We start from the raw sequence: 25,012 nt of genomic DNA, 5'->3' as shown, positions 1-25,012 counted from the left end.
TCAACATACAATCATATAAAATGAATTCAAAAATATTAATTTCAGTATTGCTGCTACTAGCGTTGATCATGCAATCATGTGCAGGTCCTTCAGATGAGAAAACACTTGCTGCCAAGCAAAAACAACTTGATCAAAAAGAAGCACAAAGAGATAATCTTGAGAAAGAAATCGCTATTCTTGAAAAAGAAATCGCAAAGCTTGATACTTCATCAAAAATTGAATTAGAAAAACTGGTTGGCATCACTCCGGTAGTGACTACAGCTTTTACCTCTCAAGTGGAAGTAATGGGTAAAATAGATGTCGATGCAAATGCCCAAATTTCCGCTTCAATGCCTGGTACTGTGACAAGGATCTTTGTAAAAGAAGGTACTCATGTTAAAACAGGTCAAACATTGGCTCAAATTGACAATGAATTGGTTAGCAGAAATATCACTCAAGCAAAACAAGCAGTGAGCTTCACCACAGAATTATACAAAAAGCAAAAAGCACTTTGGGACCAGAAGATCGGTAGCGAAGTTCAATTTCTTAATGCCAAAAACAATATGGATAATGCTATAGCTTCTTTAAATACAGTGTATCAGCAGAATGACATGTATAAAATAAAAGCGCTATATCCTGGAGTGGTGGATGAAGTTAGCATCAAACTTGGCCAAACTACTTCGCCCGGTATGCCAGCATTTAGAATAGTTGGAACAAAAGGCCTTAAGCTCAAAGCTGAAGTGCCTGAATCTTATATAAATAAGGTAAAGCAAGGAAATTCTGTTCAGGTGTATATGCCTGACCTCGACAAAGAGATTACAGGTAAGGTAAACTATGTATCTAGAGTTGTAGATCCACTAAATAGAAGTTTTACGGTTGAAATTAATATCCCTGATGGACAAACTTCAATCAAGACAAATATGATTGGTGTGCTTAAAATAAGAGATTATAAGAACGATAAAGCTATAAGTATCCCTGTGAAGACTCTATTAAAAAACACAGATGGGTATTACGTATTTATCGCTGAGGTAAAAGATGGTAAGAAATACGCCAAACAAGTAAATATAAAAACAGGAGCAGTAAGTGGTGAAAACATTGAAGTTATTGACGGACTTAAAGTTGGTGATGAATTAATCACTACTGGTTATCAAAGTATTAATGATGGTAACCTTTTGAAGGTTTCTAGTAAATAATATCCGTTTTTCCTGACAGGCAGCTGATTTATATCTATGCCAAATTTTCAAATATTAATTTAATAAAAATGGAAGATCAAAATGTTGAATTCAAGCCCACTACTTGGGCTGTAAAAAATAAAACCAGTATTTACCTGGGCACACTTTTTATTTCCCTGTTAGGCATCATGACTTATCTGAGCCTTCCGAAAGAAAATTTCCCTGAAGTAGTCATTCCTAAGATATTCGTAGCAACGGTTTATGCAGGTACTGCTCCTACAGACATGGAAAATGTCGTTACCAAAGTATTGGAAAAGGAAATCAAGAGTATAAGTGGTGTTAAGAAGATCACCTCTAACTCTCTTCAGGATTTCTCAACTATTATCGTTGAGTTTAATACTGGTATAAAGATCGATGTAGCAAAGCAGAAAGTAAAAGATGCTGTTGATAAATCCCGGCCTGACCTGCCCCAAGATCTTACTGCAGATCCAGACGTCATCGATATTAATCTTTCTGACCTACCGATCATGAACGTTAACCTGTCAGGCGATTTAGATCTTCTTCAACTTAAAGAATATGCGGATGATGTAAAAGATCGCCTGGAATCAATTAAAGAGATCAACAGAATTGAAATCGTCGGAGCACTTGAAAGGGAAATCCAGGTCAATGTGGATATGTACAAAATGGCAGCTGCCGGAGCAAGCTTTGGCGACATCGAAAATGCCATCAAATACGAAAACATGACCATTTCAGGCGGAGAGTTGAACCTCGACGGCACGAAGTGGGCTGTAAGCGTCAAAGGTGAGTATAGAAATCCATTGTTGATGAATGATCTCATTATAAGAACCAGTAATGGAGGTACGATTTACCTTAGAGACATCGCAACCATAGAAGATACAACTAAAGAACAAGAGTCTTATGCACGTCTGGATCACAATAATGTTATTACATTAAACATCATCAAAAGAAGTGGTGAAAACCTAATTTCTGCTGCTGAAAGTATTAAACATGAATTAGAGGATATGGAGCAAAAAGTGCTTCCGAAAAATCTAAAGATTACGATCACTCAGGATCAATCTATTCAAACTGAAACGACCTTGGATGACTTAATCAACACCATCATCATTGGATTTTTGTTGGTTACCTTTGTCTTAATGTTCTTTATGGGAACTTCCAATGCATTATTTGTAGGACTTAGTGTGCCGATTTCGGCATTTATCACATTTCTGGTATTACAGGCATTTGGTTATACCATGAACATGATCGTACTCTTTTCCTTCCTACTTGGATTGGGTATTGTGGTTGATGACGCCGTCGTCGTTATAGAAAATACGCATCGTATCTTTGCCAATGGCAAGGTCAATATCTTTAAAGCGGCACGAATGGCTGCTGGAGAAGTATTCATGCCGGTATTGACGGGTACAATCGTAACATTGACACCATTTATTCCGCTACTTTTCTGGCCGGGCATTATGGGTGATTTTATGTATTATCTTCCATTTACACTCATTATAATGTTGCTTGCATCGTTGTTCGTGGCATACATAATAAATCCGGTATTCGCGGTTGACTTTATGAAGCCTCATCAGACAATAAAGGAAGTAAGAGCAATTAACCGAGGATTTATAATCACTTGCATCGGATTTCTAATCATAATTATCATTAGTTATATTATTAATGCAGGATTAGGTAACTTTATGGTGACCCTATTTGCTTTATTCTTGCTGAATAAATTTCTATTTTCCTGGATGATTGAAAAATTTCAAACAAAACTTTGGCCTGCTATCCAAAACTCATATTTTAAAACTGTTACGGCTGCATTAAAAGGCTGGAGGCCGTTATTTGTATTTTTTGGAGGATTTGCTTTGCTTGCAATTTCAATTATTTTCACTGCGATAAGATCACCAAAAGTTGACTTCTTCCCTAAAGCGGATCCAAATTATGTAATCACGTATTTAAGATTACCGATAGGGACGCACCAGGAAGTAACAGATTCAATTACAAAGGTACTTGAAGGACGTATTTACAAAGTAATTGGAGACAAAAATCCTATCGTTAAATCTGTAATATCAAATGTCGCTATTGGCGCTGGTACCTCTGAAGACATTCAGACTCAGGCTGCACCACATCTTGGTAAAGTCACTGTGGCTTTTGTTGAATACGCTCACAGAAATGGAGAATCGACAGTAGCTTATATGGACAAGATCCGTCAGGCTGTGAAAGGCATTCCAGGCGCTGAGATCGTAGTAGATCAGGAAGAATCTGGCCCACCAACCGGTAAAGCTGTTAATATCGAAGTGTCAGGGGATAACTTTGAAGAATTAATAGACAATGCAGCCAAGCTAAAGAGTTATTTGGAAGATAAGCAGGTAGGAGGTGTTGAAGCACTGCGGTCAGATTTCCAGTCAAATAAACCTGAGATAGTAGTAAGTATAGACAGAAGAAGGGCTAACCAGGAAGGTATATCGACCGCCCAAATTGGAAGTGAACTTCGTACGTCCATATTTGGAAAAGAAATTTCTAAATACCGTGATGATAAGGATGAATATAAAGTTCAACTGAGAGTAAAGGAAGATCAAAGGAGCAACATCAGTAACATCCTTAATATTCCTCTGACTTATAGAGACATGAATATGGGAGGTCAGATCAGACAGGTTCCACTTTCTTCTGTGGCAAGTGTAGAATATTCTAACACATATGCTGGAATCAAGAGGATCAATAAAAAACGGGTAATTACTTTGTCATCGAACGTATTGACCGGTTATAACGCAAATGAAGTTGTCGCTAAAATACAATCGAATATCAATAAATTCCAACACCCGGAGTCAATAAGCATCAAGATGACCGGTGAACAGGAAGATCAGGCAGAAACAATGGGATTTTTAGGAACTGCCTTTATGATTGCCTTTGGAATGATGTTCCTTGTATTGGTAGTACAATTTAACTCTACCTCCAAACCAGTAATTATTCTAATAGAGATCATCTTCAGTATCACAGGAGTATTGTTAGGATTTTCAATATTTAATATGAATATTTCTATTGTAATGAGTGGTGTTGGGTTATTTGCACTCGCCGGGGTCATCGTTCGAAATGGAATTTTACTAGTAGAATTTACCGATCTCTTATTGAGTCAGGGCATGGAACTTAGAGCCGCGGCAGCAGAGGCTGCCAGAACCAGAATGACTCCGGTAATCCTTACAGCTGTAGCGGCCATTCTTGGATTAATCCCTTTAGCTATTGGACTTAATTTGAACTTTGTTTCATTATTTACAACCGGTGATGCGAAGTTATTCATAGGTGGTGACAATGTAGCTTTATGGGGTCCATTGAGTTGGACGATGATCTTTGGATTGATCTTTGGAACTTTCCTTACATTGATCATGGTGCCAAGCATGCTTGTCTTGATAGAGAAATTCAAAACAAGATTATTCCGTAGAATGGGTCGCGAATATTCTGCTGAGAAATCAGCACATGAGCGTAAATACCATGACTCTTTAATGGATGATGCTGAAGTGACTACTGCCGGGCATTAATATGTATTAAGAATAAGTGATTTATAAAATTAAGAGCCGGTGCGTGAGTATCGGCTCTTTTTTGTTTTACCACAAAGGTCAAATTGGTTATACCACAAAGTTCACAAAGGTTTCCTTCATTAATTAACTATCTATTATTTTGAGTAGTTGAAAAATTAAAATAAATAATTAATTTATCGCTTAAAAAGGTGCAGAGCACCACCCTATTTATAGCAACTATCAAATGGTGTTTCCCAGGTGCAGCGCACCGAAATATTAAATTTATTCAAAAAATTCAAACAAATATTCGTCTTTGTATTTGATTTCATTTTTTCTTAACATCTCCAGGTATTCATCTCTGAATGAAACTTTTCGATGATGTTTTTCCTGATTAAGAACATATTTAGCAACAGCATCAATCTGAGAATGTGCATTTGTGAAAGCTCCATAACCATTCTGCCATTTAAAATTCGAATTACAAAAATTTCGGTTATTGATCCATTTGGTAGTAGATGTCTTTACCTCTTCAACCAAATCTGGTATATTTTGATTTAAATTATATCCAATAAACAAATGGATATGGTCTGTTGCGGCACCTATAGCAATTAGCTTATGCCCTTGTTCCTGAACTAATTTGGTCGTATATTTTTCTAATTCTGATTTCCATGAAGGTTGAATTAATGCGGCTCTGTATTTAACTGCATATACTAAATGAAAATATGCTTGGCGATATGTGTTTCCCATAATTATATATTTTTTAATGGTTAAAATTTGATTCGTTCAATATATCGGTGCGCTGCACCGGGGTGAATAATAATTTAATTTAACTATAAAAAGAGTCGGTGCGCTGCACCTATCCTAAGTTTCACATTTTTTCTAAAATAGTTTTTATTAAACAATTATGATGGTTCGTCTTTTATGAATTTCAATAGCAAAGCCAATCACTTTATGTGTCAATTCATCATTCGTCATTTTCTTTTATTTAGGTATTTTAAATTTTTGGGTGAACAAAACAAATATAATAAACTTTCGCAAATATTAATATACAAAATGTTTTATTCAAAATAATTTCATTCTAATTATATGACAGAATGGCTCCTCTCTCTGCCCTCTCATTCCATTATTATTTCACATAGAACTGTGTTCAAGCCCTGGATTTAATAAAGTCTTTATTTATATATATCTAAACACATTTTTCAAAAACAACAAAGCCAATATCTGCTATTCTTTTTTATTAACAAGTTGAAAGCCTTTGCGGTAAAATCTTTTTTTACACTTTTTTACACTTTTTGAACTTCTCTTAAACCTTTACCTCATCTCCTACCCTCATCTTTGCATTATCAAACAGATCAAAATATTCCTTTTCACATTTTTGATTTGATTAAGCATCGGCCGGTTAATTAAAAACAAACAATCGAATTAAATAACATACTAACTTAATGAAGTTATTAATTTTTATGATCGTTGGATTTCTTTCTTTGATGGTTTCTATAAAACTTTCAGGACAAGAAATAACCTCTATTCAAGATTCTTTTAAAGTGAGCGGCTCTGCTGGGATTCAACTTACTTCTTATAGTTCCAATGGCATCCAGCAAAGAAGAAAACCTTTTAGTTATCTGCTCAACGGCAGTATCAACCTCAGTAAAGGTGACTTTAGCATTCCATTATCATTCACTTATTCCGAACAGGAAAGATCCTTCAGCCAGCCATTTAACCAATTTGGAATAGCTCCAACCTACAAATGGATAAAAGCATATATAGGTTACCAAAATATTACTTGGAGTAAATTTAGCCTCGCAGGGCATCAACTCCTAGGTGGCGGTGTCGAACTTACACCCGGTAAATTTAGAATTGGCTTCGTTGCAGGAAGATTTCAAAGAGCGACTGGAATAGACACGACTAAAGTTAGGACCTATTTACCCGCCTACAAGAGAACAGGCTTTGCTGCCAAAATCGGTTATGGTACAGAAACTAGTTTCATCGATTTTGTATACATGAGATCAAAGGACGATGATAGCAGTCTGCCTACTCAATATATGGATAGTGCCACTATGGTGCAACCGGGAAAAAATGATGTGCTTGCTGTAAAGACTCAATTAAAAATCGCCTCCTTCATGAATGTGTATGGAGAAGCCGCAGTAAGCGTCTTTAATAGAAATATAAAGGCACTAGAAAAGGCCCCAAGCGATGACTGGAAGGCATTATCTAATATCGTTGGCGCACAGACTATTGCAACGCATATATATTTTGGTATGGAGGCCGGTACTAATTTTAACTTTAAAGGACAAAATCTTAGTTTATTCTACAAACGCATCGCCCCTGATTTTCAAAGCATGGGAGCCTACTTTATTGAAAATGATCTTAATGCATATGGCATTAGACATAATTTTGGCTTTTGGCAAAATAAAGCCCAGGTGAGCTATGGCATGAGTATTTATAGCGATAACCTAATGAATAAAAAGCCTGTAACTACTTATAGATATCAACCCAATATCAATCTTTCATTAAATCCGTCTCAAAATTGGGGAGTAGATGTCTCTTGGATGGATCTTTACACAAAACAAAAAGATGGTTTCGTATCTGTCAATGATACCATTATCATGCAGAACAGAAACCCAGGTTTTACCATTAGTCCAAGGGTCAATTGGGGCAACACTTCATTATACCACATGGTTGTGGCAAGTTACATGAATATGAGAATGGTAGACAATAATGCTTTTACAGCCGCTTATATGGAATACAGCACACAGATAATTAATCTAATGTATAATCTTTCGTTGCTTCAATCTCAAGCCTCAATATTTGTAGGTGTCAATCACACTAAAAATATAACAAACGCATTTACAGAAACAGGCAACGGTGGAAGCATTGGTTATAACCAGACCTGGCAAGAAGGGAAGATCACAGCAAATGGAGCTTTGGGATTGCAGGCATCAGATATCAATAAAAACTATACAATAAATGCAGGGCTCAATTATAACCTCAAAAAACGCCACAACTTCGGAGTAAACATCAGCTTTTTAAATAATAAATCAGATAACATTAACAGTCAAAATTTCACCGAATTCACTGGTGTTTTAAGATACACAATAAATTTTTAACGAAATGATCCAAAAAGTTATAAAACTAGCTTTCTTATTCTTCAGCATATTTTGTGCTGTCAACACTGATGCACAAATGGTTGTAAATACGACCATTCTGCCTCCGTATTCTCCATATTTATCTGACTATGTCAGCTTCGGGAATAAGGTAGTAATCATGGTAAGCAATCCAACGCCGACATTGAGATCTATCAAATTGATGGGTTCAATCACCGGAAACGGAATCTCTATCAAAACTTCTCCCAATTTCATGCCTTCTACTCCCATCATAGTGCAGCCTATGGCTACTATTCAAGTAATGGGAAATCAACTGGCTCCTTATTATAATACTGATAATCTATCCATCCAAGGAATTTCAGTTAGTCAATTAGTCAATGGTAACGGTCTTCCTGAGGGTACTTATACTTTCTGCTATTACGCCGCAGATTACAACACAGGTGCGCCACTAAGCAATCAAAACGCTGGATGTGCCACAATTACCATATCACACCATGAACTTCCTATACTTATTCAGCCAATGTGTGATAGTAAGGTAAGCCCCAAAACTCCTCAAAACCTTTTGTTTTCCTGGACAGTACCTGCTGGCGTAAATCCTATCAATATCGAATACGAATTGACTGTGGTTGAACTTCTTCCGGGTCAGAATCCTACTCAAGCTCTTAATGCCGCTACTGAACCTGTATTTTTCAGAAAAACCGTCCCAGTAACTAGTTATCTTTATAGCCAGGTCAATCCTCAACTCACTAAAGATAAAAAATATGCATGGAGGGTAAGAGCTAAACCAAAACCCGGCAAGAATGCATTATTTAAAAACAACGGCTACAGCACCGCTTGTTCATTTGAATACAAAACCTCTGGAGGTGGTATCAATCCTGGAGGAATAGACGACCTCTCTACTCCTCCACAGAAACCTAATTATATGTTGCCTGGGGATGACAATGCGTGTGTATCCGGATGTGAATTGCCTGCTCCAGGCAATACCTCCCCTTATTCAACTAAAATAAATGACACGATATCAATAGGTAAATTTGCTATGATTATCAAGACAATTAATGGCAATAATGGTACAGGAATAATACACATTCCTTTTATGAAAGTTAATGTGGCTGTGGATTTCACAGGATTACAGGTAAATACTGACAAACAGGCTTTTGGTTCCTCCAAAGCAATCGCGCATGTGGATGGAGCGAATTTGCTCGACCAGGCCACAGCAACTGATCCTAACGGTACTTTGCAAATGACCAGGGACAAATACAATGAGATAAATAATTATGTCACTCAGGGTAATCGACTAGTCAGTAAGTTCAGCCCAGGCATGCAAGAAATAGGTGTTCCTTTTGCATTTGACAAAAATGGTCTTAACCTTCAAATCGTGGGATTAATATTTACACCAACACAAGGATACCTCAATTCAATCTTCGGTTATGACCTGGCAGAATCATTTGGTAATGAGTTCGTAGATTTTTCAAAGAAAGGATTATGCATCCGACCTAATGGATATGGTATTGCCCCGAAATTTACCCTTGCCGCTGACAAAGTCATCGCATTAAGCGACTATGTTGACCTTAAGTTCTTAAAAGGAGATAATACTTACATGGAACTTGACTGCGATGGTATAAAAGCAGTCAAACTTTCAGGCGAATATCTTATTTCCAGAGAAAAATTACTTCCAGTAGAAAATGACAACATAGTCCAAGGTAATTCAAGGGTTAAAGTTCCTTTTTCAGTTAATGTTACAGAAGGAGCTAACTGGATGTTTAATTCTACTATTGTCCCATCTACCTTTACAGTACCTGACGCACAAGATTTCCGATTCAAAGTAGAGGATATTGTGTTAGATATGCATAATAATCAAAATCCAACCGGTCTTAAATTTCATCCCAATCATCCTTTCTTTGGTAACAATAACCCTGAGTGGAAGGGATTATACATAGGAAATGTTACAGTAACCTTCCCGGATGGATTTAAGAAAAAAGATAAAAATATTTCCTTTGGTGTTGAAGATCTGATGATAGACAAGACAGGTTTCTGGGCAAGGATAGAATCCAATAATGTGTTGAGTATTTCTGATGGTTCTGTGGGTAATTGGCAGTTCAGTATTTCCACCCTCAGCCTAAACATCGAAGCCAGTGCATTGGCTGGTGGCAGCATGGAAGGTGATATAAAAATTCCGATCGCCGAAACTGGTCTGGGATATACAGCTGCTATTCAAAAGGGCAATAATGGCACAGATTGGCAGTTTGGAATCACTCTTCAGGATAATCTGGAAGCAAAACTTTGGGTTGCCAAATTACAACTTGAAGAAGGGAGTTCCGTTACGATCGAGAAAGTAAATAACGTAATCAAACCGATCGCAATTCTTAATGGAAAAATAAGCATTGGTTTTGACCAAAGTCCTAATAATCAGACACCATTATCAAAACTGGCATTGAATGGAATAAAATTCCAGGAGCTTAAAGTCACCGGTGGAAATGTCAAACCGGAGGTAGATCTTGCATTCGTTTCATTGGAAAGTCAACCTGAAGGCATGTTCTCAATGAACAAATTCCCTATAAACCTAACAGCACTTTCCTATGACAATGGGCTGAAACCAGGAATCAGTTTTGGATTAAAAGTCAATTTATCAAAAGGAACAAATGCTTTCGAAGCTGAAACCAATATCAAGGTAAAAGCAAAATGGAATGGTGGTGCTAAGAAGTTTGAATTTGAAGGCATAGAATTACAAAAAATCGCAATCGACTGCGATCTGGGCGTGATCGCTGTTAAAGGTTCTATTGATTTGTACAAAGATGATCCTACTTATGGCACAGGATTCAGAGGAGACATGGAAGCAACACTTAAATTTGCCTCTGTTGCTATTAATGCGACCATACAGTTAGGTAAAATAGGCCCTTCTGATCAACCAAATGAAACAGGATCTGACTATCGCTACTTCTTTGTTGACATAGGAGCAAGATGGGGCGTTGGTGGTTTACCAATACCGGGAGTAGGGGCAATCGCATTTTATGGTTTCGGTGGAGGTGTCTACAGAAATATGGATAGGGTCAATGTAGAGGCTGTCACTAATGATAAGATAAATAATAATCAAGGGCCCGGAACTTTAAAAGCAGGCGAAACAAGAAGTGGTGTGATCTATACCCCTAAAAAAGGAACTTTCGGTTTTATGGCTTCAGTGACGATTGGCACTACAGGTGAACCAACCAGTTTTAATGCGGATGTGAAACTCACTGTACAGTTTAACACAGATGACTTTGGAATTACCAAATTAGCTTTGGAAGGTGATGCATTTATCATGGGACCTATTGCTGACAGAGATAAAAGATTGTTGAAAGTTGGTATTGATATAGAACTTGATTTTGAAAAACCAATGTTTCATGCTGCAGTTACTATTGATGGAGGATTCAATCAAAGTGCTTTAAAAGTCACTGTAAAAGCTTCATTGACTTTGCATTTCGAACCGGGAATATGGTACGTCAAATTAGGTGAATGGACTAACGATGACGAGCCATGGAATGACCCTAAAAGAATACAAGTAGATATCGCTCTAGGGAGTCAGGTCGTCAATGTCAGTCTTAACTTTAATGCCTATTTCATGATGGGTACCGATATAGGTGACTTACCTAGATCTCCACTAAAAGTTAGACAGGCACTTGGTTTGAATGGAAATGAAAATCCAAAAGCACCAAATACCAAGGTATATTTAGGCAAGGGCTTTGCTATGGGTGTAGGAATGAAGTTTGATTTAAATGCTAAGTTCTTTATCTTTTATGCCAATCTGGAATTCATCCTAGGCGCCGATTTATTACTTTCAAAATCAACTGTGACATGCAATGGTAGTTCAGATTACGGCATCAACGGATGGTATGCAAAAGGGATTGCTTACGCATACTTGCATGGTGATGTAGGATTAGAACTAAGATTATTTGGAGTTCATGGTAAATTTAGCTTACTTGAATTTACCGCCGCGGCACAAATGAGAGCAGAATTACCTAATCCAAACTGGGTAAGAGGTGACTTTGCCATCAGCGGTAGTATTCTCAACGGTCTTATTAGTGTTAAGACCAAATTTTCTCTTGAAGTTGGTGAAAAATGTGTGTGGGGTGATGGTACAGGATTGGAACTTCCCATGATTAATGAATTGCTTCCCGAAGATGGCACAAAAGATGTATCCGTATTCGAGGCACCACAAGCATCATTTAATTATCAGGTAAATATGCCGGGTGGCAACAAGACTTTTACTTTGAAAGATTTCAGCTCCGATCCAAAAGGGAAAAGCAGAAAGTTTAAATTAGTTTTAGAGAAGGTTGAACTTGCAAGAGGACTTTCTGTAGTTCCTGGCAAATATCACTTGAATAATGAATACAATGGGCTAACTTTCATAGCTGACAACTGGCAGGAAGGTGAGAAAGAATACAAATTTACAGTGGTGGTCAATGCATATGAAAAAGTGAGCGGAAGTTGGAAATTGATCAAGAATGAACCCAAATTTATAAAATACACTACAGGTAAGCGTCCTGATTATATTCCGGAAGAGAATGTAGTAAGCGCTTTCCCTCAGTTGAGTCAGAGATATTATCTATCTGGTGATAATGATAAAGCTGATATTTATTTGGGCTCTGCTCAAGATGAACTTCTAGCTGTAAAAGAAGATGATAAGTACAAATACACCTTCAAAATGAGATTAACAAATCTGGAGACAAAAAATTCATTAGATTTTCCATTCACGCAAAATGGTAAGCACTTTAATTTCGCGATTCCAACTAATCTGCAAAAAGAAACAGTCTATCAAATAAGAATGATTAGAATCGCTACGCCGAAATCCAAGCCAGTAAATATCGCAAAGAATACAAAAAATGTATACAGAGATGAAGATGGCAATGTGGTAGCAGCTCCAACCAAACCGGGAAATAAGATCAATGATAAAATGCCAATGGGAAACATACCTAATAATGGCGGTGGAGGTATTAATCCTAATTTTAATATTTCCTCAGGACAAATGGCTAGTTCTAGTAAACTCACCATTAAATACAATGAGGTAAAGGAACGCCAGGCTTCAGGAAAAGTAATTGAAAAAGAATTATTCAAGTATTATTTCAGAACAAGTAAGCATAGCACGGCAGCTGAGAAATTTGGAAATGGATATAAAGTTGATAAGCTATCCGGCGACCAAAGTTATCTCGGAAACATCACGATAAGAGGTACAAATTATACCTTTGGACATAGAGCAGTCTTCCCGCTACTGGTAGGTCAAGAAAACATGGATCTCTATGAAGCTTACGGATATTACAAAGAAAATTTTGATATCAAAGTTGAACCTCTAGCAAAACCAGAAGTAATCTGGGGCACTAACAGCTATTACAAAAATCTGGACAATCGAATTTACAATTACGGATATAAAGGCAGTAAGAATGCCACAGCAAATGGGCTAAAAGGTGATCGGTATTCTCAGGGTAATTATAGCTTCTTTGGTATCGACGACCAACTATTTTCAAAAAGGCCAATCGAAGCTATTAAAATGTGGAATGCAGCTACAGAGGGTCCTATAAATCTCAACGGTGATCAAAAAATATTGGTACCAAAAGGAAAATTGTCTTCAAATGAAATAAATAAGGCAAAACAAGGACAGAAGATCGTAGAACAGAATCCTAAAAACCCTGTATTGCCTGTCAATATTTATTTGGGAGGAGTTGCATTAAACGATGCTGCATATGTATTCGAAAAACACAAAAACTATTGCTTTGATGACTATGTATTTGAATATAAAGAAGAAAAATGCATAAAATCATATGCAGTGCCTGCCTTGACATTTATGTTTACTTCAGGTGGATTTCCCAATAATAATCCATATAGTATGAATGCGGGAGATGGAACGAAGTTTTCAATTAAATATGGATATTACGGCAACAATTCATATAAAAAAGAGCTGAATTTTAATCCGTAAAAAAATTGAAGTATAAGTAATTTAATTTCTAATTATTTTAAAAAAAATAAATGAAGTATAATAATATAATAATCCTGATTTTAATGGTTGTAATGGGCGGAAATATTTTGGCTCAAAACGAAATTCCTCAAAATCAGCTAAGTGATACAGCCAGAATTAGAAGTCATGGAGCCACCAGTAGGGCAACTAATGATAGAATCATTCTTAGATGGGCTCCTTCTGATTTTAATTATTGGGATATGGGCAACACATATGGTTACAATATTGAAAAAATCGCTTTTAAGTCAGATCCTTTCAATACAGCAATTGAAAATGCCAATGAGGATGTGACATGGAGAAAAATAACTGAAACTCCTTTAAAACCATGGACACTTGATCAGTATAAAGTAGCTTCAAAAGATACCACAAATAAATATTTGGGTGTAGCGATGGAAATGCTTTATGGAGAAATCTATGGTAACAAAGATGTCCTAAAAGGCGAAAATATGGCTAATGCAATGAATGAGCAGCAAAATAAACATGCTTATGCTTTAATGGCAGCTGACCTTGATGCTCCTACTGCACTTAGCCTAGGTCTAAGATTTGAAGACAAAGATGTCAAACCAGGAATGTTCTACTTATATCGTATTACCATAGCTCACATTGATGCAGAATATCCAACAGATACCTCTGAAATATACGTGGATTTCAGCAAAAAATACAAACCACAACCTGTCACTAATATGTGGCAGGAAGCCGGTGATGGTGAAGTACTGATCTCATGGACAAGAACGAATCAATCAGCTTTCTCAGCTTATGACATCGAAAAATCAGAAGATGGTAAGTCTTGGAAAAAATTGAACAAACGCCCTTATGTCAGCAGTTTCGAAAAGAATGAAAAAGCATTTATTTATGTAGATTCTATGGTAGTTAATAATAAAAACTATTCTTACAGACTCAGAGGATATACTCCTTTTGGTGATCAGGGCCTTTATTCTGAAATCATTAAATCAACCCCCATAGACCTTACTCCCCCGGCACCTGCATACAGCATCAAAGCCTCAGATAATGGAGGCGCCATTAAGATCGTATGGGAAGCATCTCCTAATGAACCGGATTTTGATGGATTCTATGTAGGACGCAGCGGTTTGCCAACCGGAGGTTTTGTCAAAATCAGTAAAAAACTCGACAAAAAAGAAAGGGCATTTATTGACTTACAGGCCAATCCACTTGAAGACAATTATTATGCCATATTTAGTGTAGATAAGTCAGGTAATGAATCAATGAGTTATGTTGATTTAGGTTATATAGTAGATAGCTTACCTCCAGAGCCTCCTACAGGAATGAAAGGTTCTATCGATACTTCCGGATTAGTCAAAATATCATGGAATAGAGGTCCAGAAGCTGATATCATTGGATATAGAGTTTATTGGTCAAATGATACATTGGCAGAATTCTCTCAACTTACCGGTGAGGTCTTTGCAGGAACAATCTATGGAGACTCAATAAATATTAAGACCTTATCAGAATATGCTTATTACAAAATTGTAGCAGTAGATCATAGATATAATCACAGTCAATACAGTAAGATACTAAAGTTACAAAAACCGGATATCGTGCCGCCTGCTGCACCACTTATCTCTAAGTATGAGCAAGGACAACTTACCGTCTCTTTCTCCTGGATCAATAGTTCTTCCGATGATGTGGTCAATCATACGATCGAAAGGAAGTTTGAAAATGAGGAATGGAAAAAAATGGCTGTATTCACTAAAAATGAAAAGGAATATACTGATAAAGGCTTATTAGCAGGAAAATCATATGCCTATAGAATAGTGGCTTTGGATGATGCCGGAAACAAATCAATTTCTAAGGATTTGGAAATAACTGCAGTGGACCGTGGGAAACGTGAGAATATTCAGGGATTTAAAGTTGTAAATAAAGATGGCAATTCCATGCTAGAATGGAAATATGAACAAACAGGAAATTATGTTTTTGTGATTTACAAACAAAATGCTTCGAAAACAGGATTCGATCCAATTGGTCGTTTAAAAAACACAGAGAAAACTTACCAGATCCAGAATGTTAACAATGTCTATGGTATTAAAGCAATCTATAGTGATGGAGGAGAAAGCAAAATGGAGACTACCAATTAAATTCCATAGCATTATATAATGAATCAACAAGAAACTAATATTAAATAATCCCATATTTATCCGGCCTGTAACTAATCCTGCAGGCTGGTTTTTCTATTTTCACTAATAATTAATCATAATTTATACCTTTATACAAACTGAAATAATGTTTTGAGCAGAATAAGATCATATCTTTCTTTAATCATATTAATCCTACTTCATTGTTTATCAATTGGACAAAAAAGTAGGACTGAATTCGAATATCTTAGTTCGAATGACGGCCTAATTCAAAACCACGTTTTCAGTATTAATCAGGATGAATATGGCTTCATGTGGTTCTGCACCCAAGGTGGCCTTTCTAAATATGATGGATTTACATTTACCAATTTTATTCACCTGGAAGATGATAGTACCACCATTTCAAATTCATTTGCTGACCGGTTTTTAATAGATAAAAAAGGTAATTATTGGGTCACGACTTATCGTGGGTTCAATAAGCTGAATCGGAAAAAAGGAACATTTAAGCGATATATTCATGATGATAATGATGTGTATAGTCTATATAATAACCAGACAAAAGGTATGGTGGAAGATAAAGATGGTCATATATGGATAATCCATTCAAAAGGTGTTGATGAATTCGACCCAGTCACAGAAAAGTTCACACATTATCTGCATAAAGACTTCGGTGTAGCGCGCTATACCGGAGATATATCAATCGCTCCTGATGGAAATATATGGGCACTCGGACTTAATGGACTTTACAAAGTAATGCGTAATGAAAAAATACTCAAATCTTATGGAGAACCATTCTTTAAATCTTCTTCCAGCCTTGAAGGAAAAGCAATCTACTGTGAGGAAGATGGGATAATATGGCTAGGATATAATAATGGTCTTGCTACTTTTAATCCTAAAACCGAGAAATTTACTCCATTAAAAGTTGAAGGTCAAGACAGGCACATTACTGCAATAATGAAGTATTCTATGGGAACCTTGGCGTTGGGCACAATGAGTGATGGCTTATTAATTTATTCTCCATTAAAAGATAAAATCCTTACCCATTTCCGATATTCTCCATCTGATCCAAAAGGACTAATGGGTTCTTCTATATATTCATTATACACAGACAAAAATAAAAACTTGTGGGTGGGACTATTTTCCGGTATTAATCGCTTTAATTATCATACACAGCGTTTTAGAGTTCTGGAAAATGAGGATGGTATTAATAATCTTAAAAATTATACCCTTTTGGTATATCAGGACCCACAAGGTCTATACTGGTTTAATACCATGGAAGGACTTTTCCTGCGCAAGGGTCTTTATGAAGATTATATTAATTTCCTTAAACCACCTTTATTTTCAGAAGGTTTTAACGATGTAAAATGCATTGAAGGTGATTCTCTGGGTAGGACATATATGTATATTAGGTTAAATGGATTGTATCTTTTGGATAATGAAAAGATGCGCTTTAACAAAATTGGCAAAGGAGATGTGGTTACTAGTGGGGCAGTGAATAGAATGCATACGGATGTTAACAAGATCAATACCCTTTGGCTTGGTTCTAATGAAGGTTTGTGCAAGTTTGACAAGATTACTCAGGATACATTTTGGTATAGGCCTACTCTATTGAACACCGAACTTACTTCTAATTCAGTTAGCTATTTTACCCAATTTAATAATGGAAAAATTGCCTTTAGTTCATCAGGCAAAATATGTCTTCTGGATCCTGTTTCAAAAAAGATAGAAGTACTTCCTTTAAAGGAAAAATTGAAAGGAACTATGCGCGGCATTTATGTCAATAAAAATATACTTTGGATAGCTACCAACACCAATATATATACATATGATCCAGCCAGAAAGACACTAAAAATATTATATGACAAAAATAGTAAAAGTCCACTTAAAAGTGATGGAATCCAAATCGATAAAGATGGTATTGCCTGGAATACCCATGATAAATATATTCAAAGGATTAATTCTACTACAGATGAAGTAATAAGTTACCAAACAGAAGACGGATATATCAATGGAAGCGGCGCAACTTCTTTGGATGGGGATATTATGTTTGCTGGCACATCAGGTGCACTTTTTATATCACCGGAACATTACTATAAAGACACCTCTGCTCCAAAAGTTATTTTTACCAGACTTGACATAGCTAATGCTGAAGTAAAGTTTGATGAGCAACATGAATTTATTGATCAGATAAAATTAAATTTTTCCGACAAAGTATTTACAATTCATTATGCAGCGTTGCACTTCATCCTTCGCGATCATATTAAATACAGGTATCAATTAGTCGGATTTGATCAAAAGTGGATGGATGCAGGTGAAAAAAGATCTGTTACATATACGAATTTAAGACCCGGAGATTACACTTTGATGGTAGAAGCTATAAATGAAGATGGCATTAAGTCGAAAACTCCTTTAATTCTTAAGGTTAATATTAAAGCACCCTTTTATCTTACCTATCCATTCTATATACTTGTAGCCGGATTTATTGCATTCCTCATTTATCTATATATCAGAGTTGAAAAAAAAGCAGCAAAATTCAATAAAGAAAAAGAGTTGGCAGAGCAGAATGCAGCATATAAAAGTCTCTTTTTAGCCAATATGAGCCACGAAATAAGAACACCTATGAACGCTATCATCGGTTTAAATAGATTGCTATTAGACACCCCACTCAACCAAAAACAAGATCAATATGTCCACGCCATACACTCTTCAAGTGAAAATCTTTTGTGGATAGTTAATGACATTCTGGATCAGGCAAAAATAGAAAGTGGAAGGTATACTATCAATAATAAACCCTTCGAACCACTGATGATTATATCACAATTACATACACTATTCGATTTTAAAGTCAAAGAAAAAGATCTTGAATTTAATATTTCAACTTCTGGTGAATTGCCAAATAAGCTAATGGGTGATCAAGTAAGGTTATTTCAAATCCTGACAAATTTAATCAGCAATGCTATTAAATTTACGAAGCAAGGAAGCGTAACACTTTATATGAATGCAACACCTGTTGAAGAGGATAAAACAAAACTCAATTTTGAGATTAGTGACACAGGCATTGGCATACCGGATGACAAACTTGAAAGCATCTTCGAAAGTTTTAAACAGGTCAATGAATATGAAACTGTGGGAAATCAGGGAACAGGATTAGGACTCAGTATCGTTAAAAATCTTGTTGAACAATTAGGAGGCAATATCAGGGTTTCATCAACTCATGGAACAGGTTCAAAATTTCACTTCGACCTAATATTTGAGAATGCTGCTGTTCATCTAACGGAGATAGGGAAGGAAAAGCAAAAGCCATTACCCAAAGGTCTCCGAATACTACTCGTCGAGGATGCACCTTTAAATCAATTGGTCGCGGTAGAGTTGCTAAAAAAATACATTGTTCATGGCATGACTGATATTGCAGAAAACGGTTTATTCGCAGTCGAAAAAATAAAAAGCAAAAATTACGACCTTGTCCTGATGGATGTTAAAATGCCTGTAATGAATGGTATTGAAGCCACAATTTCAATCCGCAACATGGAAGACGAATACTTTAAAAACATTCCTATAATTGGGCTTACAGCCAATGCAATTCCGCAGCAGATTAGAGAATGTATTAATAGTGGAATGAATGATTGTATTACCAAGCCTATCAATGCTGATGAATTGGTAAATAAAATTTCCAAATATTTCAATCCATGATAGATACCAGCCTTTTAAGATCATTATTTGAAGATGAAGCGCTCGTCAAGAAATATCTGGCTGTATTTCGTCAAGATGTCCCTTTGTCCATGTCGGATATGAAGAGCTCCATTTTAAACCAGGATTGGGAGCATACCTCAATAATTGCGCATAGTCTTAAAAGTCAACTTCAATATCTCAATGAAACTCAAGCTTCTGAAACGGCTCTTTCTATTGAAAAAATGTGTGAAACAGGACTAGAACCTGATTTAGAAATACTAACAAGTGAAATCAAAACATTGGAAAATTCTCTGCAGAACATATTTAAAAATCTTGATGAGGTGCTCTGAAAAATAAAGTCAGAAGTTAAAAATTAGAAATTAGAATGAGCTCCGGAACATAAGTTGTGGTTGAGATCAATGTTGTACTTCCAAATCATCCGTTTTGCTCAAAAAAAATTAGAAATTAGAAGGTAGAAATTAGAATGAGGCTTTGGAACATAAGTTGTGGTTGAAATCAAGTTTGTACTTCCGAATCATCCGCTTTGTTCAAAAAAAATTAGAAATTAGAAGGTAGAAATTAATATGAGCTGCGGAACATAAGCTGTAGTTGAGATCAAGGTTGTACTTCCGAATCATCCGATTTGCTCAAAAAAAATTAGAAATTAGAAGGTAGAAATTAGAATGAGCTGCGGAACATAAATTGTAGTTGAGATCAAGGTTGTACTTCCGAATCATCCACTTTGCTTATGAAAAATTAGAAAGTAGAAAGTAGTTCATCTGTAACACTTTGCTTCCAAAATCAAAAAGATAACTTAAATAAGGTGAAATGTGATATGTAAAATGTCGATTAGCACAATATCCCCTTCTGCAAGAGGGGGCCAAGGGGAAGTCTTTGATTCGTTACAGTTTTTATCCATATAAAATTTTGATTTACAGCAAATTAAAATTAGTTATATAGAAGAATGAGGTTCCTGAAGATTACTTAATACCCAAATCTAGGAAGTAAGCTCCATTACTGATTACTGATTACTCATTACTGATTACTGATTACTGACATACTGATATACTGATATACTGATATACTATAATACTACTGACCACTAATCAACAACCTATACCCTGTCCCATGGATATTCAGTATCTCTATATTTGGATCGCTTTTAAGATAGCTCCTTAGTTTGCTGACATAAACGTTGAGACTTCGCTCTCTGAAAGAATGCTCATCATCCCAAATTTGTTTTAAAGCATGATCTCGGATCACGATGCCATCAGGAGCTTCGCAAAACATCTTCAACAATTTTGCTTCGATGGCACTAAGTTTTATTTGGTGGGTGCTATCGACGATTTCTCTGCTCTCAGCATTAAATTTGAACTTTCCCAGATCAAATTGTGAAATACTTTTTCTTATTGTATGATACATTTCAGTCCTTTTAAGAATGGCCTTAATACGCAGATAGAGTTCCTGCATACTGAAGGGCTTTGTGATATAGTCATCAGCACCTGCTTCAAGACCTTTTATCCGATCGTCCTTCTCAATATTCCCTGTCAAAAAAAGAAATGGGGTGTCAGGCTTCAATATTTTTATCTCCTCAGCCAATTGAAAACCGTTTTTCAAGGGCATTTTGATATCTAGAATACAGAGTTTGAAATTGTTTTTTTTCAAATCCTCTAATGCATCATAGGCATTGTGATGAAGACTGCAGCTGAATTCTTTTGCTTCAAGATATTCTTTGACCATGGGACTCAAAGACCGGTCATCATCAACCAGCAGAATTTTTGGAGTATCAATCATACAAACAGTTTGAGCTAAATATTAGTAAGAAATAACATCGACAAAACTTATTTTTATTTATTTTTCATTAAAAAAATTTCTCTAAAGCCTAATTTCAAATTGTAAGTTATAACAAAGCTGACATTATTAGGATTTTAAAAAATAAACAGAGTTCCATTATCTTACTTAGAAGTTTCATTTAGATCAAAGATAAGAGTTAATATGAATTCAAAGACTCCCAAAAACAAAAGATGAGCTAAATAAAGTATTTAAGATGAAGTCCTTTTATATCTATAAAAATATAATTAAAAGTTCATTTACTTATAAAACAAGCGCTCAGATATCTGCAAATTATCTTAATTCATCATCATAATATCCAACTTGAATAATTTTAACAAATTATTTTATTGACCAATTTGGCTGAAGTTTTTCTAAAAATTAATGCCTTTTTTAGACGTAATCTAGAATAATTCCAAATATAGGCGGAATTTTCGTCGATTTTAATCAATTTAATTCACGGAATATAATTTGGCAAAATGCTATGTCTAAGCTAGTAAGTTGCAAAAACAACTAAAGGTGCTGACAAATATTTGTTTTTATTCGAGTCTTCAATTATCTTTGCGGCCTTAACTAATAAAATATAATTTTAATTACAAAACTATGAATGGTAAGTACTTTACATTTTTAACTTTATTTCTAGCACTAAGCATCAGTTTGAATGCTCAGAAATCAATTTCAGTAGCTAACAGAGCCGCAGAAAAATGCCTGGTAACCAACCCTGGTCAGTCAGCCTCTGCTAGTCATTCTCATTTGGTGCAAACAATTAAATCTAAAGCAAATCCTTCAGAAAGAGCAAATCAAAATTTGCCCTGGCTGAAGAATTCACAAATGCATCATGTCCTCCATGTGCTGCTCAGAATCCTGCTTACAACGCACTTTTGCAAAGCAAAACTGACAAAGTAATTGCTGTAAAATATCAAGTGTGGTTTCCTGGATACGATCCAATGTATGAAACTAACACTCCTGAAGTAAGAGCAAGATGGACAGTTTATGAAGAACAAACAGCTGCTTTATATGCTGACAATGGTCTTGGTGGGGTTCCTTCTGCATTTATAGATGGCTACATGGGTAACGGATCTTATGGCGGTGGCAACTGGGCTAGCGCTTATTACGGTGCACCTGTAGGTTATAATGCTGCTGTAATTGATTTTGCTGCCGCTACTGAAAGCCCGTTGGATATCTCAGTAAGTCATGAATATAACGCTAATGTGGACTCTATCTTTATCAGTGTTTTAATTTCAAACAATTCAGGAAGTGAATTTACAAATACAGGTTACCAGTTACATGCGTATCTATTAGAGCAAGATCTTAAATTCCCTACTGCACCGGGAACAAATGGTGAGGCAGCTTTCGAACATGTTTTCAGAAAAGCGGCTTCTAACATAAATGGAGATAACGTAATCCCTGCTACGATAGCAGATGGCGATGCGTTTACTTACACTTATGCAGTAGCTATGGAAGATTACTTCTTTATTTATAATCAAATTGAAGCTGTAGCTTTCATTCAACATAAAACTGAATTAAATGTAATGAACGCTGCTCTTAGCGCTCCAGTAGCATATCCTGATGGCGTAACTGTTGGCGATGCAAGTATTTCTAATGCTTCTACTGCAAGTTCAGCACTTTGTCCTACTGAATATACTGCTGAGCCTAAGATAAGAATTAAAAACCTAAATCCTTCACAGGAGGATATTACTCAGGTAACAGCTGCATACTCCATCAATGGCGTTATTTATACTAAAGAATTTACTGATGTAATAGCTTACAACCAAACTAAGACTCTTAGCTTTGGTTCAGTTTCTGTACCTGCTGGTTCTTCTATTATCAATGTAGCACTTATCTCTTTCAACAATGGAGCTATTGATGATAATACAATCAATAATGCTACCACATCTTTTAGCTTCAATTATTTAAGCGAACAAGGTGAACCAGCACCTGTTGCTAAAGATTTCGAGGCATCTCTTGACTTCCCGGAAAATTTATTTATCGGTCAATCTGGATTTGCTTATATACTTCCGATTAATGCAGCCTTTATAAATGCTCCAAATGCAATGGGTGGTTATGCTAAGTCTGAAAATTCAATCCTATTTAACTTCTATGGTTGGAATCCTAGCGAAACAGTTCCTGCTACAATGACTATTACTCACAACAAAGTAAATATGCCTTCTAAGCCAATCTATAGCTTTGACTATGCATATGCTGGTTATACTGCTTCTGATGGAACATATGACAACGATAAATTTGAATTTTATTATTCATTAGACTGTGGTGCAACATGGACTCTATTCAAAAGTAAGCAACAAGCTACTTTGAAAACAAGTGCAAATCAAGGTGCATTCTTCGCTCCTAAAGCTAATCAGTGGAAATCTGATACTACAAGATTAGATGATCTTGCTGGTGTAGAGGATGTTGTTTTCCAGATCAGAGCAACTTCTGACTATGGTAACAATGGTTATTTGGATAATTTATTCATTGGTCAGGATGCAGTTAGTGCAGTTAACACGATCAAAAGCTTTGAGAACGTTAGCGTATTCCCTAACCCAATGTCTGATGTAATGAACATTAAGATCAATGCATTTACACCGGGTAACATTAGCATTAAATTGTTGGATTATACTGGAAGATTAGTTCAAACTTTGAACAACAATCAATTGATCCAAGGTGGTTCTAACAACCTTAGCTTCAACGTTGGTAATTTTGCTAACGGAATGTATATGGTACAAATAGAAAACAAAGAAGGTGTCAACATCTATCCTGTTTCTATCATGAAATAATATTTCGAAAATAATTTTAAAGAAAGCCGCGATGTTCTCATCGCGGCTTTTTTTTATTTATGTAAAGTCATCACCTTCTCACCTTCTCACCTTCTCACCCTCTCACTTTTCTCATTAAAAAATCATATATTTACTTTCTAAATCTATTAACATGCGCCTTGAACATGTCGGAATTGCAGTAGCCAATCTCGAAGAATCCAATGAACTATTTGCAAAATTATTTGGCAAAAATCCATACAAACAAGAAGATGTGGCAAGTGAAAATGTCACCACCTCTTTCTTCCAACTAGGCGAGAGCAAGATCGAACTTGTCGGCTCCAATTCTGAAACAGAAAACGCCATCAGCAAATACATTGGTAAAAAAGGCCAAGGCATCCACCACCTTGCATTCGAAGTTGATGATATCTATAAATCCATGGCTGACATGAAGGAAAAAGGATTTCAACTCCTCTCAGAAACGCCAAAACAAGGTGCCGACAACAAGCTCATCTGCTTCCTCCATCCAAAAACCACCAACGGTGTCCTCGTGGAACTCTGCCAAACGATGAAATAATTATAAATTATAAATGGTGAATTATAAATGATCACTTCCAGCTCTTGAAATAATGTCTATGTTTAACAAATATGAAAATTTACGAATATCCCCCTCGTCTGAGTGACTAGGGAGAGTCTAATTAACACAGTCCAAATTATGAATAAAAAGCAAAACTACGATACCCACACGCTATCCCCCTCGTCTGAGGGGGGCCAAGGGGGAGTTTATCCTTCACAATCCAAATTATGATTAAAAAGAAAAGCCACGAAAACTCCACGATGTCCCCCTTTGGAGGGGGCCAAGTGGGTGGACAAGTTCATCTATCCGATTCCTAAATATATTATTGTGATTTCAAAACCCTTAATAA

12 protein-coding genes are annotated in these 25,012 nt (G+C 36.1%); 10 read left to right on the top strand and 2 right to left on the bottom strand.

The features are described 5' to 3' along the window. Positions 1–20: 20 nt before the first annotated feature. Positions 21–1,172 carry an efflux RND transporter periplasmic adaptor subunit gene (locus tag IPI15_RS04255; protein ID WP_287400947.1) on the top strand — a complete coding sequence of 384 codons (1,152 nt, stop codon included), beginning with the start codon at positions 21–23 and terminating at the stop codon, positions 1,170–1,172. A gap of 68 nt (positions 1,173–1,240) precedes the next feature. Beyond that, on the top strand, positions 1,241–4,684 hold the full coding sequence (locus IPI15_RS04250; RefSeq protein ID WP_287419308.1) for an efflux RND transporter permease subunit: 3,444 nt from the start codon (positions 1,241–1,243) through the stop codon (positions 4,682–4,684). Positions 4,685–4,945: 261 nt separating this feature from the next. Here IPI15_RS04250 and tnpA read toward each other — a convergent pair whose 3' ends face one another. Beyond that, a complete protein-coding gene (gene tnpA, locus IPI15_RS04245; protein ID WP_287419307.1) occupies positions 4,946–5,407 on the bottom strand; it encodes an IS200/IS605 family transposase in 462 nt (153 codons plus the stop codon). Positions 5,408–6,102: 695 nt separating this feature from the next. Here tnpA and IPI15_RS04240 point away from each other — a divergent pair. The 5 genes from IPI15_RS04240 (at position 6,103) to IPI15_RS04220 (ending at position 19,853) form a co-directional block, all read left to right on the top strand. Further along, entirely contained in the window at positions 6,103–7,764 is a 1,662-nt protein-coding gene (locus IPI15_RS04240) for a hypothetical protein (protein ID WP_287400942.1), read from the top strand. A 4-nt stretch (positions 7,765–7,768) separates the two neighbouring features. Further along, the gene (locus IPI15_RS04235) at positions 7,769–13,705 is read left to right on the top strand and encodes a hypothetical protein (RefSeq protein WP_287419305.1); all 5,937 of its coding nucleotides are present in this window, start codon (positions 7,769–7,771) and stop codon (positions 13,703–13,705) included. 50 nt (positions 13,706–13,755) lie between these two features. Next, on the top strand, positions 13,756–15,837 hold the full coding sequence (locus tag IPI15_RS04230; RefSeq protein WP_287419303.1) for a fibronectin type III domain-containing protein: 2,082 nt from the start codon (positions 13,756–13,758) through the stop codon (positions 15,835–15,837). Between the two features lie 150 nt (positions 15,838–15,987). Beyond that, positions 15,988–19,524: a hybrid sensor histidine kinase/response regulator gene (locus tag IPI15_RS04225; RefSeq protein WP_287419302.1), complete on the top strand. Its 3,537-nt coding sequence runs from the start codon at positions 15,988–15,990 to the stop codon at positions 19,522–19,524. Continuing rightward, a complete protein-coding gene (locus IPI15_RS04220; RefSeq protein WP_287400936.1) occupies positions 19,521–19,853 on the top strand; it encodes an Hpt domain-containing protein in 333 nt (110 codons plus the stop codon). Before IPI15_RS04225 ends, IPI15_RS04220 begins: the two co-directional genes overlap by 4 nt. 742 nt (positions 19,854–20,595) lie before the next feature. Here the strand turns inward: IPI15_RS04220 and IPI15_RS04215 are convergent. After that, positions 20,596–21,297: a response regulator transcription factor gene (locus tag IPI15_RS04215; protein WP_287419300.1), complete on the bottom strand. Its 702-nt coding sequence runs from the start codon at positions 21,295–21,297 to the stop codon at positions 20,596–20,598. 639 nt (positions 21,298–21,936) lie between these two features. Here IPI15_RS04215 and IPI15_RS04210 point away from each other — a divergent pair. The 3 genes from IPI15_RS04210 to mce all read left to right on the top strand — a co-directional run bounded on the left by IPI15_RS04210 (position 21,937) and on the right by mce (position 24,663). Continuing rightward, positions 21,937–22,239, top strand: a complete 303-nt coding sequence (locus tag IPI15_RS04210; protein WP_287419298.1) for a hypothetical protein — start codon at positions 21,937–21,939, stop codon at positions 22,237–22,239. Then, complete coding sequence (locus IPI15_RS04205; RefSeq protein WP_287419297.1) at positions 22,215–24,110, top strand: T9SS type A sorting domain-containing protein; 1,896 nt, start codon at positions 22,215–22,217, stop codon at positions 24,108–24,110. Before IPI15_RS04210 ends, IPI15_RS04205 begins: the two co-directional genes overlap by 25 nt. A 151-nt stretch (positions 24,111–24,261) precedes the next feature. Continuing rightward, the gene (gene mce / locus IPI15_RS04200) at positions 24,262–24,663 is read left to right on the top strand and encodes a methylmalonyl-CoA epimerase (RefSeq protein WP_287400932.1); all 402 of its coding nucleotides are present in this window, start codon (positions 24,262–24,264) and stop codon (positions 24,661–24,663) included. Positions 24,664–25,012 lie beyond the last annotated feature (349 nt).

Origin of the sequence: Candidatus Brachybacter algidus, from assembly GCF_016707225.1 — a bacterium.
GTDB lineage: Bacteria > Bacteroidota > Bacteroidia > Chitinophagales > Saprospiraceae > Parvibacillus > Parvibacillus algidus.
Note: the sequence above shows the minus strand (reverse complement) of the source record. Positions and strands in the feature narration are given on the sequence as shown.